This is a genomic window from Bradyrhizobium sp. USDA3010, assembly GCF_056429065.1.
In genome coordinates, this window is the sequence record NZ_JBWJZD010000016.1 from 32,689 (window position 1) to 45,665 (window position 12,977).

The window sequence follows — 12,977 nt, forward strand, 5'->3', positions numbered from 1 at the left end:
TAATTGTCAAGGGCGGCGTGGATCGACCCATGGCTGTCGTCCCTGCGAAAGCAGGGAACCCATAACCACAGGATCGCGTTGTTGAAATGGGCTGTGGCCCCAGCGCTGTAAACCAACAGCAATTGGTGGCTATGGGTCCCTGCTTCCGCAGGGACGACACTGAGTTTGTGGAGCGCCGTGCGCCCTCAATGCACCGCGGCGTACAGGATCTTGTCCTGCGTCGCGTCGGCCGCATCGAACTCGGCGACGATGCGGCCGGTGCGGGCGACCAGGATGCGGTCGGAGACGGCGAGGATCTCCGGCAGATAGGACGAGATCACCACCACCGCCTTGCCCTCGTCGGCGAGCCGGCGGATTTCGCCGTGGATGTGCGGGATGGTGCCGACGTCGACGCCGCGCGTCGGCTCGTCGAAGAAGATGATCGACGGCTCCTGCACCAGGGTCTTGGCCAGCACCACCTTCTGCTGGTTGCCGCCGGACAGCTCGATGATCTTGGCCTTGCGCTGCAACGCGCTGATCTTGAGCCGCTCGACCCAGTAGTTGGCGAGCTTGCTGCGCCTTGCGCGCGACAGCAGGAAGCTCCAGCCCTTCTTTGTAGCAAGGCTGCCGATATAGACGTTGTCGTCGACCACCATGGTCTCGAAGAAGCCATTGGCCTTGCGGTCCTCGGTGATGTAGGCGATGCCGTCATTGATCGCCTGCCGCGGCACGCGATAGCGGATCGGCTTGCCGCGCAGCCGGATGGTGCCGCCATTGACCAGGTTGCGCTTCAACGCGCCGTAGACGATCTTAGCGATCTCGGTGCGACCGGAGCCGATCAGGCCGGCGATGCCGACCACCTCGCCGGCATACACCGAGAACGACATGTTCTTGACCGCCATGCCCATGGTGACGTTCTCGACCGTCAGCACCTTCTCGCGGCGCTGATGGGTCTTCGCTTTGCCGCCATAGACCGCTTGCGCCACCTCGCGCCCGACCATGTGCTGCACCAGCGCATCGCGGGTGAGCTGCTTGGCGGGCGCCGTGATCACCAGCTTACCGTCGCGAAGCACCGTGATGCGGTCGGCGATCTGGAGCGATTCCTCCAGCGCATGGGAGATGTAGATGATCGAGACGCCGCGGGCGCGCAGATCGCGCACCAGATGGAAGAAGTGAACGATCTCCTCCGGCGTCAGCGATGCGGTCGGCTCGTCGAATATGATGATGCGTGCCTTGTTGTAGATCGCGCGCGCGATCTCCACCATCTGCTTCTTGGCGGTGCCGAGCAGCGCCACCGGCGTCGCCGGGTCGACGTGGAAATTGAGCGACTGCAGCAGCTGCTGGGCCTGGATGTTCAGCGTGCGGAAGCGCGTCAAGAGCTTCTCGTTGCCGAGCTCGATGTTCTGCGCCGCGGTCATGGTCGGCACCAGGCTGGTCTCCTGATAGACCATGCAGATGCCGGCATCGAGCGCGTCGCGCGGCTGCTCGAAGTTGGCGGGCTTGCCGTCGAGCAGATAGTCGCCGGAAGTGAGATTGATCGCACCCGCGATCGCCTTGCACAGCGTCGACTTGCCGGCGCCGTTCTCGCCAACCAGCGCATGCACCTCGCCGGGATAGAGATCGAAATTGACGCCCTCGATGGCGTGGACACCGCCATAGATCTTGGAGCCGTTGCTGATCTGCAGCACCGGCTCGCGGGTTGCGGACTGGGTCGCGGTCACAGCCTGCGTCACACCGTCATTCATCGGAGCTCTCCCGTGTAGCGCAGCAGCCGTCCGGCGCCGCGCGCCGCGATCACGATGCCGGAGGGCGTCGTGCAGGCGGCGGTGATGCCGTGGAAGCGGCCGCCGGCGCGGCTGTGCAGGCTGTCGCTGGCCTCGCCCTCGGCATCGAGATGCACGAGCAGGCCATAGGAACGTGGCGGCGCCCATGGCTTCTGGATGCCGAGCGCCTTGACGCTGCCGATCTGCATCGGCTCCAGGCAATCGCTGCCGCCAGCGAGCGCCGGCGCCACCCAGTAATCGGGCGGCATCGTCGCCATCATCTCCTCGCGGAAATCGTCTTCCTTGAGCACGAACTCGATCAGATGGGTGCGGCGGGCGAAGATACCGAGCAGCACCCCGCCATGGCCGTCCGGATGCAGCCGCGCCGGATAGCCGGGCATGTTGGCGGCGATCGTCTCGCGCGCACCGAGGCCAGTGCCAGTTAGTGGGAACCGGCTGAGGCGATGCGCCCAGCTCTCGGTGAGCCACAGGCTGTTGCCATCGGCCGAGACCATCACGCCATAGGGATATGGCAGATCGCGGAGCAGTATTTGCGGATCGTCGAGGCCGGCGCCGCAGCTGATCAGGCGGCCATTGGCGCGCTTCTCCATCAGATCGTGCCGCCACTCGCTGGGGCGGCGGCCGGCGCTGCCTTCGACCGCGTAGATGCGGCCATCGGGCGACGCCGTCACCGACAACAGCCCCATGAGCGCGCTGCCGCCGGCGGCCTCCAGCCAGCGCGGCGCGGGTTTGGCGGGATCGATCGCGGCAAGTCCCCTGCCCGCAACGCAGACGAGCAAGCGGCCGTCCGGATGCAGCGCGAGCCCGCCGGCATCATCCTCGAACTCGGCGACGACCGCGCGGGTCGCAAAATCCGCGCCGCCGAGCTTCAGCACCTGGCGGCCGGCGGAGACATAGATCGCGCCGTCGCCGGCGGCAATGACATCGTCGACGCCGGGCAGCGGCGCGCCGATCGGCACGGCGGTGTCGAGCCGGTCGTTCGGGCTCATCGCACCGTCGAGCGGCGGGATCGATTTCTCGACGCCATCGCGATCAACGACGCTTCTGATATCGCGCAACAGATGGTCGAACAGTCCCATTAGCTGATCACCCTGCTTTTGGCGCCCCAATAAGCATCGTATCCGGTCCAGCTCTCGTCGACGCCGTCGAGCTTGATGCGGCCGATCCGGTTGTTCTCGAGCCCGCCGAGATAAAGATAGCCCTCATGCTCGCGCATCGACGTCAGCACCGAATGCGAGGTCCCGGTCGGGTCCCACCAGGACTCCAGCGCTTCGCCCCTCTCGTTGAACTTCAGCACGCAGCCGTGGTTCAGCCCCGGTGCCAGCCATTCGTCGGTCGGCACCTGTTTCACCATGCGCAGCCGGAAGCCGGGCTTGCGCACGGAGAGATCGAAGGTTGGCGTACGGATGCCGACCAGGGCGAGCCAATAATTGCCGTCGGAGGCACGATTGATGTTGTCAGGGTTGCCCGGCAGCTGGTCGATCAGGACTTCGGTGCGGCCCTTCTTCGGCCCCGCGATCCAGTAACGGAAGATCTTGCACAGCGAGGTGCTTGCGATCAGCACGGATTGGCCGTCATGCGAGACACAGACGCCGTTCGGAAAATAGAAATGGTTGATGACAGTGCGGGTTGTTTTGGTCTTGGGATCATAGCAGACCAGGCGGCCATTCGGCCGCGCCTCGAGGATATCGAGGGTGTTGGTCGTCATCTCGTAGCGCGTGGTGCAGTCGCTGAAATAGATCTTGCCGTCGGGCGCGATGTCGAGATCGTCGGCCATGCGCAGGCGGCTGTCGTCGTTCAGCTTGTACCAGGTACGGTTGGTCTCATCGGTGACCTTGAACACCTTGCCATCAGGCGCGATGCCGTAGACACCCATGCCGGCCACCGCGACAATCAAGTTCTCGTCGTGGTCAAACTGCATGCCAAGCGGCCGGCCGCCGATATGGGCGAACACCTCACGGGTCTCGAAGTTCGGTCCCGAGAAGCGAATCACGTTGCCGTCGCGGGTCGAGCCGTAGACCCGGCCCTGGCGGTCGAGAATGACGTCCTCGGGCCCTTCGACCTGGTCGACGCCGATTGCCTGCGCGTTGATCAACCGGTCGTTCTGGGAAAATGGCGAACCGGAGCCGCGCTGCACCGACGGCGCTGGCGCCAACGCCACATAAGCGGGATTGACATAGATCTTCTGGATCGCCTTGCCGCGGTTCTTCGACCATTTGACGTCGATGCCGACCGCAGCGAGCAGGATCATGCCTGTTACCGCCGAGGTGACGTAACCCGGAATGCCCATACGCACGAGGCCGTTGATCAAGAGGAAGATGATCAGCGCGCCGATCATCGCCCGCCACACCGTGCCCTTGCCGCCGGCGAGCGAGACGCCGCCGAGCACCACGGCGGTCAGCGCCTGGAACTCCCACCCGACGCCGGTGGTGGAATCCGTCGAAGCCTGACGTGCCGCATAGAAGATGCCGCTCGCGGCGCACAGCGTGCCCGACAGCACATAGGTCATGAACAGCATCAGACGGACGCGGATGCCGGCATGGCGCGCCGCCTTGCGGCTGGCGCCGATCGCGGTGAGATGCCAGCCATAGCGCGAGCGCGACAGGAAGATGTGGCAGACCAGCAGCACCACGAACAGCGTCGCCGCATTGACGGGGATGCCGAGCACGCTGCCGCCGCCGATGAAATCCCAGGCGTCGCTCTCGACCGAATTGGTCGCGAACACCTGCGCATAGCTGGTGTTGAGCAGATTGACCGAGGCGCGCAGGATGATCAGCGTCACCAGCGTGGTCAGGAACGGCCGCGTCTTCAGGAAGCCGATCAAAAAGCCGTTGATGCTGCCGAGCAGCGCGCCGACCAGAAGCGTCGCCGGCACCGCGAGGCCGACCGGCCATTCGCGCACCAGGAGGAAATAGAGCGCCGCGAAATTGCACAGCGCGAAGATCGCGCCGACCGACAGGTCGATGCCGCCGGTGACGAGGCAGAAGCCCATCGCGAGCGCGACGAAGCCGAATTCGGCGAACAGCCGCAGCAGCGACACCGAGTTCTGCACCGAGGCGTAGTCGGGAATGGTGAGCGCGAAATACGCCCACAGCCCGATCATCACGGTGAAGGGAACGACCGGCTCGAACCACTGTTTCAGCAACAGCTCCGACAGCAGGAGCCGGGGTGAAAACCGCCGCACTGATGCGGCAAAGGAATCAACTGCCATCGACATCGCCAAAGCACTCCTGATCCGGTTTCAGCGTTTCCGGATTCTGACCCGTGATACAGCCGGCGCGGGAATGCCCCCCGCGCCGGCTGTCTCGCGCCTTGTTAGTTTTTCTTGGGTAGCGCGAAGCAGGTGCCGCCGAGCGAGGCATTCGACTTATCGATCCAGACCGGCCGCGTGTAATAGGACAGGTTTTTCGAGCCGGGCTTGTCGCCGGACATCAGCAGCGTCTCGGCCGCGAACATCAGGTCGTGGCCCTGCTCGGTCGCCTTGTAGCTGAGGAACTTGCTGAAATTGCCTGACGTGACCTGGTCGCAATCGAGCTGCGAGCCCTCGCCCGAGGCGAACACCTTCACATCGTCGATCTTGCCGGCATTGCGGATCGCCTGCGCGGCGCCCGACTCCATGATGCCCCAGAAGCCAATCGAGGCGCAGAGATCGGGATGCTGCTGGATCACGGTGGCGGTGATGTTGAGCGCGGTGTTGGCATCCCAGTTCGCCGCCTGGTTCGACACCACCTTGATGTTGGGATCCTTGTTCAGAACCTCCATGATGGCGCCGACCTGGTCGACGCTGGCGGCCGCGGTCAATTCGCCCTGCACGATCTGCACCTTGCCCGATTTGCCGGAGCCGGTACCGCAGGCCTTGACGGCTTCGTTCGCGAGCATCCTGCCGATCTCGCGCCAGTCGACGCCGACAAAGGCGCCGGACTTGTAGTTCGAGGCCATATTGACCTGGATCACATGCGTGCCCTGGCTTTCGGCGCGCTTCAGGTCCTTCATCAAGAGCGTCACGCTCGGATTCTGCACGATCAGGACGTCGGGCTTCTGGTCGACCAGCGCGGTCAGCGCCTGCTGCATGGCGGATGGATTGTTGTTGGGATCGCGCACGATGTATTTCATGCCGCGCCACTCGGCCTCTTCCTGAACCACGCGGCCCCACTCATCGGACAGCGGCACGCCGAGCGCAATCGGCAGGTAGGCGACGGTCTTGCCCTGCAGCGACTTGTCGTAGGCGGCGCGCAACTCGCGCCCGGCCTTGGTACCTTCCTCCTGCGCCGACGCCGCGAACGGCATCGCGGCGAGCGTCACCCCGGCCAGCAGGATCGTCCAGAACTTGGTCGTCTTCATCGTCTCCTCCACACAAAATTCTTTTGATTGATTTGGATTTCTTTTGATTGGCGCGGCGCGCTCGGTCGCCTTGTGTCAGTCTCCTTGCCGCGCGGTCTCCTCGTCGCGGGGATGCAGCCAGTTGTCGAGCACGATCGCGGCCAGCAGCACCACGCCCTTGATGATGTTCTGCACCTCGCTGTTGACGTCCATGATGGTGAAGGCGTTGAGCAGCGTGCCGATCAGGACGCAGCCGACCACAACGCTGAACACACTGCCGCGGCCGCCGATCAGGCTGATGCCGCCGATCACGACGACCAGCACGACGTCGAAGATCATGGTCCCTTGCGTGATCGCCATCTGCATGCTGCCCGTGGTGCCGACCCAGACCAGGCCTGCAATCCAGGCGAGCAGCGCAACCAATACGTGCTCCAGCACGATCAGCGGACGCAAGGGAATGCCGGTCAGCCGCGCGGCCTCCGGATTGTCGCCCTGCGAATAGATGAATCGGCCGATCGAGGTGCGCGACAGGAACAGGTGCATCGCGATCGCGCAGACCGCGAACACCAGGATCGGAACCGGGATGCCGAACAGCCGCCCGGCGCCGAGATACATCAGGCCCGGCGCATCCTTCGGCGCGTAGACCACCCAGGCCGGCGCGATCCAGAACGCGAGGCCATAGATCACGAAGCCGGCGGCGAGCGTCACGAACAGCGCCGGCGCCTCGACGAAGGCGACCATGACGCCGTTGACGACGCCGATCAGCACCGCAATGGCCAGCGCCAGCAGCACTGCCGTGAAAACAGGCATGCCGTTCTGCATGTAGATGAGGGCGATCGCCCAGGAACCCGCCATGATCGCGACCTCGGAGAGGTCGATGCCGCGGCTGATCACGATCAGCCCCATGCCGAGACCGAGCACGCCGAGGATGGAAATACTGCGCAATAGATTCAGCAGATTGGAAACGCTGGCAAAACCGTTCAGGGTCAGACCGAACACGACCAGAAGCGCGATCGTGATCAGGAGCACGATCTGCTCCTGGCTCGGTTTTGCGAACATTGTGCCCGAGCGAGATGATGCCGCAGGGACAGCAACGCCGCGCGATGGCGATTGCACGCTCATCGTTTCCTCCAGGTATTATTTTGCTTGAGACTTTAAGAGCGCCAACTCATATTCGTCAAATGCATTCGACGGATACGGATTGATTATTTCCATGCATGTGCGCGATATCGATCTGAACCTGTTCGTCGTGTTCGACGCGATTTACACCGAGGGCGGCGTCAGTCGCGCCTGCTTCCGCCTCAATCTGACCCAGCCCGCGGTGAGCCATGCGCTGGGCCGGCTGCGCGCGATGTTCAACGATCCGCTGTTCGTGCGCCGCCATCACGTGATGACGCCGACCCCGCTGGCGCGCCAGATCATCACCACCGTGCGCCAGGCGCTCAACGGCCTGGAGACGACGCTGACCCACACCAACCGCTTCGATCCGGCCAGGACGCCGAAGCGGTTCGTGATCGGCCTGCGCAACAATCTCGAAGCGCCGATGCTGAGCGCGCTGATCAACCGGATCAGCACGGTTGCGCCGCTGGTCGAGATCGCCACCGTGCGCAGCGAGCGCAACAATCTGGAGCGGGAGCTTGCCGCCGGCACACTGGACGTCGCGATCGATACGCTGCTGCCGCTCTCGACCGAGGTGCGCCGCGAGCAGATCCTGACCGAGCATATCGCGGTGTTCGCCCGGCGCGGCCATCCCGAGCTCGGCGCGCGGCTCGACAAGAAGGCGTACCTGCGCATGGAACACGTCTGCGTGACATCGCGGCGCAGCGGCCTGTCGTTCGAGGACTTCCAGTTCCAGCGGCTCGGCCTGACGCGCACCGTGCGGCTGACCTGCCAGAACTTCGCGACCGCCTGCCATGTCGTGAGCCGCAGCAACATGCTGTTGACGGCATCGGAGAGCGCCGCCTCCGTGCTGGAGGATCCCGGGCTGTTGCAGTGCTTCCCCTGCCCGTTCCCGATCAGCCCGCACGTCAATTATCTCTATTGGCATGCCACCGCCGAGGGCGACACCACCAATCAATGGCTGCGCGAGCAACTGCGCGCCGCCGCGGCGTTGCTCGCCGGCAGCCGCTTCAGCAAGAAGAACCGGCGCGCGGCCAAGGCGCGGCCGAAGGTAAGCATCCCGTCGCCGACCGGCCTCGCCGCGGAATAGCGGAGCGCCGCATCGAATTTGCTCCGAAGCGCTCAGCGGACCGCACTTCACCTCGCCCCGCCTGCGGGGAGAGGTCGGAACGCATCGTTAAATGCGTTCCGGGTGAGGGGGAGCCTCCGCAAATCCAGCTGTTACCTAAGTATGCGGCAGCAGCCCCTCACCCCACCCCTCTCCCCGTAAGAACGGGGCGAGGGAGAGCAGCGCCGTCGTGGCCGGTATTCAACCTGACTTCATCATGCGCTACATCCCACTCAGTCCGCTATCGACCGCGAGCGTCTGCGCGGTGACGTAGACGCTCTCATCGGACATGAAGAACAGCACCGCATAGGCGATCTCCCACGCCGTGGCCTGGCGACCGAACGGAACCCGGCTCTTGCCGCGCGACGGCCGGCCCGCACCGGCCTCGCGGCCGTTCGGCGTGTCGACCAGCCCGGGATAGACCAGATTGGCGCGGATGCCGCGCGGGGCGCCGGTATGCGCGATGTTGCGCATCAGGCCGCCGAGCGCCGCTTTGGAAGAATCATAGACCGCCATCTGCGATCCCGCCTTCAGCGCCGCGATCGAGGAGATGAAGACGATCGAGCCGCCATCTTCGAATTTCGGCAGAGCCGCGCGGCAGCACAACATCGGGCCGCGGACATTGACGTCGTAGATCCTGTTCCATTCCTCCGCGCTGACATTGTCGAGCCCGGTCTTGCCGAAGGTGCCGATGTTGAGAACCATGCCGTCGAGCCCGCCCATCGCGTGGCGCGCCTCGTCGATCATCCTGATGACGTCGGCCTCCTCGGTGACGTCGGCAGCGATCGCGAAAGCGCGACCGCCGTCTTCGGCGATGCGTGCGACCGTATCCTCGGCGGAGCCACGGTTGAGGTCGGCAACCGCGACATGCGCACCCTCGCGCGCGAACAGCAGGCTCATGGCGCGGCCATTGCCGATCGGATCGGTCGCGGCATCGAACACGCGCTGGCCGCCGCCGACCACCAGGATGCGGCGGCCGTTGAGGCGGCCCCTGCCCGGCGCCGTGCCCGAGGACTCCGCGCTCAGCGGACGGACATAGCGCTCCGGCTTCGTGTCTTGCTTGGCCTCTTGCGAAGTCTCCGACATCCCATCAACCCCGCTTCTTGCCGCCCTCATAGACGGCCATGCCGGCGGCCGGATCGAGATCGGTCTCCGTCGCCTCCGTCAGCCGCGCCATCATCATGTAGAAGCCGAGCGTGACGATCGCCTCGACGGTCTCCTGATCGCTGAAATGCTCGCGCATAGCGGCGAAAGCCGCTTCGCCGACGCGGACCTTCTCAACCACCTCGCGGCCGAATCCGAGCAGCGCCCGCTCGGCCGCATTGAGCGCGGCATCGTCGTACTTGCCGCGCTCGACGGCATCGATCTGCGCCTGGGTGACGCCGACGCCGAGCGCGATCGGCACATGCTGCCGCCACTCGTAGGCGCCGCCCTCGAGCTGCGCGGCCTGCAGGATCAGAAGCTCGCGGTTGACCGCCGACAGCTTCTGCTTATGCAGGATCGAATTGCCGAGCCGCATCGCCGGGATCATGTTGGCCTCGGCGTGCGCCATCATGCGGAAGATGTTGAGCTTGACCGGCATGCGGTCGAACGCCGTGCGGATGTCGCCGCTCGTGGTATCCGGATCAATCAGAGGCAGCCTTGCCACGCGTCTCTCCGTTTTTTCGTTGTTTCTTGTCCGAGATGTCTGCGTCCTTTGCCGCAATCACCGACAGGAAGAACGCGAGATAGCGGTCGATCGCCTCGATCACCTTCGGTCGCGGCGAGGCCTGCGCGCCCATCACATAATGTTCGAGCCTGACATAGATCAGGCCGGCCGCGAACAGCCGCGCCGCCTCGCGCGGGTCTGTGGTCGAGATCAGTCCGGCGAGCGCGAAGCCGCGGAAGTAATCCGTCATCAGATTCTGTTCTCGCGCATAGAAGTGGTCGGCGAACTTGGCGCGGATACCGGGCACACGGTTGCGTTCGGCGGTGATGACCTTCTGGAACTGATGCTCGCGCGGATCCGACCATTGTTCGACGAGGTCGAGCGCGAACTGGCGGCAGAACGCCGCCGGCTGCCGCGCGAGCTGCCGGTAGCGCGGCGCCTCGAGCCGGTCGGCCGAACTCGCCGGACCGTGCTCGCTGACGATCGCTTCGAGGATCGCGGCCTTGCCCGGAAAATGATTGTAGAGGCTGCTCTCGCGGATGCCGACGCGGCGCGCGAGCTCGCGCATCGACGCGCCGCCATAGCCGCTTTGCGCGAACAGGCTGAGCGCCTCGCTGAGGATGCGCTCGCGGGTGGATGTCACGACCGCCTCGGCCGCGCTCGATGTGGAAGCCGCCATGGCGCCTTGACTAACGAACGATCGTTCGCTAGTCAACCGTACGAACGATCGTTCGTCTGCACGGCGGCGGTCGCGGCCCGCAAGCCGCGCAGGCGGCGGGCGAAGTATTCGCGTTTCAACTCCGCCCGAAGAGGCGGAGAGCAATCTGGGGAGATACCGTCATGGCGCGCCTCGTCCGCTCTCATTTGCGCGCGGCCCTTTTGCTGCTGCCGCTGATCGCCGCCGGCGCCGTACATGCCGAGAGCGCGAAATATGACTCAGGCGCCGACGACAAGACGATCAAGATCGGCACCACAGCGCCGCTGTCCGGCCCCGTCTCGGCGTTCGCGCAAATCGCGAAATCGGCGGAGGCCTATTTCCGCAAGGTGAATGACGAGGGCGGCATCAACGGCCGGCGGATCCAGATGATGATCGCCGACGACGCCTACAGCCCGCCCAAGACGGTGGAGCAGACGCGCCGCCTGGTCGAGAGCGACGAGGTGCTGTTGATCTTCGGCGGGGTCGGCACGCCGACCAACAGCGCCGTGCACAAATATCTCAACGACAGGAAGGTGCCGCAGCTCTTCCTCGGCTCGGGCGCGGCGAAGTGGGACGATCCGAAGAATTTTCCGTGGACCGTGGGCTGGCAGCCGACCTATCGCGACGAGGCAATCGCCTACGCCAAATACATCAAGGCGAGCCACCCGAACGCCAAGGTCGGTGTGCTCTATCAGAACGATGACCTCGGCAAGGATTATCTAAAAGCGCTGGAGGAAGGCCTCGGCAGCACCGAAGCCATCGTGGCGCGAGCGGCCTACGAGACCACCGCCCCCACCGTCGATACGCAGATCCTGCTGCTCAAGAGCAGCGGCGCCGACGTCGTGCTGGTCGCGGCGACGCCGAAATTCGCGGCGCAGGCGATCCGCAAGATCGGCGAGATCGGGTGGAAGCCGACCACCATCATCTCCAATGTCTCGGCCTCGATCAGCGGCGTGCTCGAACCCGCCGGAAAGGACAATTCCACCGGCGTGATCTCGAGCCAGTACCTGAAAGACTCGACCGATCCGGCGCTGAAGGACGATGCCGGCTACAAGGAATGGGTCGCCTTCATGGACAAATATCTGCCCGACGCCAACAAGAGCGACTGGCTCAATGTCTACGGTTACACCATCGCGCAGACGCTGGTCGCGGTGCTGAAAGCCGCCGGCAACGACCTTACCCGCGCCAATGTGATGAAGCAGGCGACCAGTATCAGGGATCTGCATCTGCCGATGCTGATCAACGGCACGGCGGTCGGCAACTCGCCGGAGCGGTATACGCCCATGACCAGCCTGCAACTGATCCGGTACGATGGCACGCGCTGGGTGCCGTTCGGCGACCTCATCAAGAACTGAGCACCGCATGCGCCAGATCACCATCGGCAGCATGCGGATCGATCGGCTGGTCGAAATCCCCTCGCTCGCCTTCGACAAGACATGGCTGTTCGCCAACGTCACCGACGAGGTGATCGCCGCGAACCGAAGCTGGCTCGATCACCGCTATATCGAGCCGGAGACCGGCCGCTTCATCCTGAGCCACCACTCCTATCTGGTGCGAACGCCGCGCTGGACCGCAGTCGTCGACACCTGCTGCGGCAATCACAAGCCGCGCCCGCGCGTGCCGGCCTGGAACAATCTCAACCAGCCCTATCTGGAAAACATGGCCGCGCTCGGCGTGCGGCCCGAGCAGGTTGACTTCGTGATGTGCACGCATCTGCATGTCGACCATGTCGGCTGGAACACGCGGCTGATCGACGGGCGCTGGGTGCCGACCTTTCCGAAGGCGCGCTATCTGATGGGACGCGCCGAATTCCGACACTGGGAGGCCGCGCACCGGGCGAACCCGCCGACGCCGGTCAATCACGGCTCGTTCGAGGATTCGGTGCTGCCGGTTGTCGCGGCCGGCCAGGCCGAATTCGTCGAGACCGACCACCTGCTGTTCGACGACCGCGACGCGCGCCTGCGCTTTGCGCCGGCGCCGGGCCACACCGCCGGCAACATGAAGATCCATCTCAACGGCGGCGGCTGTCATGCTGTGATGTCAGGCGACGTGATCCATCATCCGATCCAGTGCGCGGAGCTGTGGCTGTCGAATGCCGCCGATGTCGATCCCGCGGCGGCGCTCGCCACCCGCGTGACGCTGCTGGAGGAATTGGCGGATACGCCGAGCTATCTGCTGACCGGCCACTTCCCCGCCCCGACCGCGGGCCGCGTGGTCAGGCATGGCGAGGCCTTCAGGTTCAGGTTCGAGGATTGAGCGTGTGAGCCGCGGCCACGGCGGCCGGGATCGAAGTCAGATAGCGGGGTTCAGCCATGCGGTTCC

General features: G+C 64.8%; 11 protein-coding genes. 3 read left to right on the forward strand and 8 right to left on the reverse strand.

What is annotated here, in order from left to right; all coding sequences use genetic code 11:
- Nucleotides 1–185 precede the first annotated feature (185 nt).
- The 5 genes from AC066Y_RS23395 to AC066Y_RS23415 all read right to left on the reverse strand — a co-directional run bounded on the left by AC066Y_RS23395 (nucleotide 186) and on the right by AC066Y_RS23415 (nucleotide 7,205).
- Nucleotides 186–1,724 carry a sugar ABC transporter ATP-binding protein gene (locus AC066Y_RS23395; protein ID WP_478275922.1) on the reverse strand — a complete coding sequence of 513 codons (1,539 nt, stop codon included), beginning with the start codon at nucleotides 1,722–1,724 and terminating at the stop codon, nucleotides 186–188.
- Nucleotides 1,721–2,842 (reverse strand): SMP-30/gluconolactonase/LRE family protein, encoded by a 1,122-nt coding sequence (locus tag AC066Y_RS23400; RefSeq protein WP_478275923.1) that lies wholly within the window; start codon nucleotides 2,840–2,842, stop codon nucleotides 1,721–1,723. The genes AC066Y_RS23395 and AC066Y_RS23400 overlap by 4 nt, the downstream gene beginning before the upstream one ends.
- Complete coding sequence (locus AC066Y_RS23405; protein WP_478275924.1) at nucleotides 2,842–4,980, reverse strand: ABC transporter permease; 2,139 nt, start codon at nucleotides 4,978–4,980, stop codon at nucleotides 2,842–2,844. The genes AC066Y_RS23400 and AC066Y_RS23405 overlap by 1 nt, the downstream gene beginning before the upstream one ends.
- A gap of 98 nt (nucleotides 4,981–5,078) precedes the next feature.
- Nucleotides 5,079–6,104: a sugar ABC transporter substrate-binding protein gene (locus tag AC066Y_RS23410; RefSeq protein ID WP_478275925.1), complete on the reverse strand. Its 1,026-nt coding sequence runs from the start codon at nucleotides 6,102–6,104 to the stop codon at nucleotides 5,079–5,081.
- 75 nt (nucleotides 6,105–6,179) lie between these two features.
- Nucleotides 6,180–7,205: an ABC transporter permease gene (locus tag AC066Y_RS23415; protein WP_342710631.1), complete on the reverse strand. Its 1,026-nt coding sequence runs from the start codon at nucleotides 7,203–7,205 to the stop codon at nucleotides 6,180–6,182.
- Nucleotides 7,206–7,284: 79 nt separating this feature from the next.
- Between AC066Y_RS23415 and AC066Y_RS23420 the strand changes: the two genes are divergently transcribed.
- The gene (locus AC066Y_RS23420; protein ID WP_478275926.1) at nucleotides 7,285–8,292 is read left to right on the forward strand and encodes a LysR family transcriptional regulator; all 1,008 of its coding nucleotides are present in this window, start codon (nucleotides 7,285–7,287) and stop codon (nucleotides 8,290–8,292) included.
- A 240-nt stretch (nucleotides 8,293–8,532) separates the two neighbouring features.
- Here AC066Y_RS23420 and AC066Y_RS23425 read toward each other — a convergent pair whose 3' ends face one another.
- The 3 genes from AC066Y_RS23425 to AC066Y_RS23435 are packed head-to-tail and all read right to left on the reverse strand — an operon-like array spanning nucleotide 8,533 to nucleotide 10,637.
- Nucleotides 8,533–9,396, reverse strand: a complete 864-nt coding sequence (locus tag AC066Y_RS23425) for an SDR family NAD(P)-dependent oxidoreductase (protein ID WP_478275927.1) — start codon at nucleotides 9,394–9,396, stop codon at nucleotides 8,533–8,535.
- Nucleotides 9,397–9,400: 4 nt separating this feature from the next.
- Nucleotides 9,401–9,958, reverse strand: coding sequence for a carboxymuconolactone decarboxylase family protein (locus AC066Y_RS23430; RefSeq protein ID WP_478275928.1), 558 nt, complete (start codon nucleotides 9,956–9,958; stop codon nucleotides 9,401–9,403).
- Nucleotides 9,936–10,637 carry a TetR/AcrR family transcriptional regulator gene (locus AC066Y_RS23435; protein ID WP_478275929.1) on the reverse strand — a complete coding sequence of 234 codons (702 nt, stop codon included), beginning with the start codon at nucleotides 10,635–10,637 and terminating at the stop codon, nucleotides 9,936–9,938. The genes AC066Y_RS23430 and AC066Y_RS23435 overlap by 23 nt, the downstream gene beginning before the upstream one ends.
- Before the next feature lie 161 nt (nucleotides 10,638–10,798).
- Here AC066Y_RS23435 and AC066Y_RS23440 point away from each other — a divergent pair, with 161 nt between their 5' ends.
- Nucleotides 10,799–12,010 (forward strand): ABC transporter substrate-binding protein, encoded by a 1,212-nt coding sequence (locus AC066Y_RS23440; protein WP_478275930.1) that lies wholly within the window; start codon nucleotides 10,799–10,801, stop codon nucleotides 12,008–12,010.
- Between the two features lie 7 nt (nucleotides 12,011–12,017).
- Entirely contained in the window at nucleotides 12,018–12,911 is an 894-nt protein-coding gene (locus AC066Y_RS23445; RefSeq protein ID WP_478275931.1) for an MBL fold metallo-hydrolase, read from the forward strand.
- Nucleotides 12,912–12,977 lie beyond the last annotated feature (66 nt).

What these genes read in the sequence shown, in the direction of transcription:
- AC066Y_RS23415 (WP_342710631.1), bottom strand. Translation starts at nt 7,205, where the DNA reads ATGAGCGTGCAATCGCCATCGCGCGGCGTTGCTGTCCCTGCGGCATCA.
- AC066Y_RS23425 (WP_478275927.1), bottom strand. Translation starts at nt 9,396, where the DNA reads ATGTCGGAGACTTCGCAAGAGGCCAAGCAAGACACGAAGCCGGAGCGC.
- AC066Y_RS23405 (WP_478275924.1), bottom strand. Translation starts at nt 4,980, where the DNA reads ATGTCGATGGCAGTTGATTCCTTTGCCGCATCAGTGCGGCGGTTTTCA.
- AC066Y_RS23395 (WP_478275922.1), bottom strand. Translation starts at nt 1,724, where the DNA reads ATGAATGACGGTGTGACGCAGGCTGTGACCGCGACCCAGTCCGCAACC.
- AC066Y_RS23440 (WP_478275930.1), top strand. Translation starts at nt 10,799, where the DNA reads ATGGCGCGCCTCGTCCGCTCTCATTTGCGCGCGGCCCTTTTGCTGCTG.
- AC066Y_RS23435 (WP_478275929.1), bottom strand. Translation starts at nt 10,637, where the DNA reads ATGGCGGCTTCCACATCGAGCGCGGCCGAGGCGGTCGTGACATCCACC.
- AC066Y_RS23445 (WP_478275931.1), top strand. Translation starts at nt 12,018, where the DNA reads ATGCGCCAGATCACCATCGGCAGCATGCGGATCGATCGGCTGGTCGAA.
- AC066Y_RS23410 (WP_478275925.1), bottom strand. Translation starts at nt 6,104, where the DNA reads ATGAAGACGACCAAGTTCTGGACGATCCTGCTGGCCGGGGTGACGCTC.
- AC066Y_RS23400 (WP_478275923.1), bottom strand. Translation starts at nt 2,842, where the DNA reads ATGGGACTGTTCGACCATCTGTTGCGCGATATCAGAAGCGTCGTTGAT.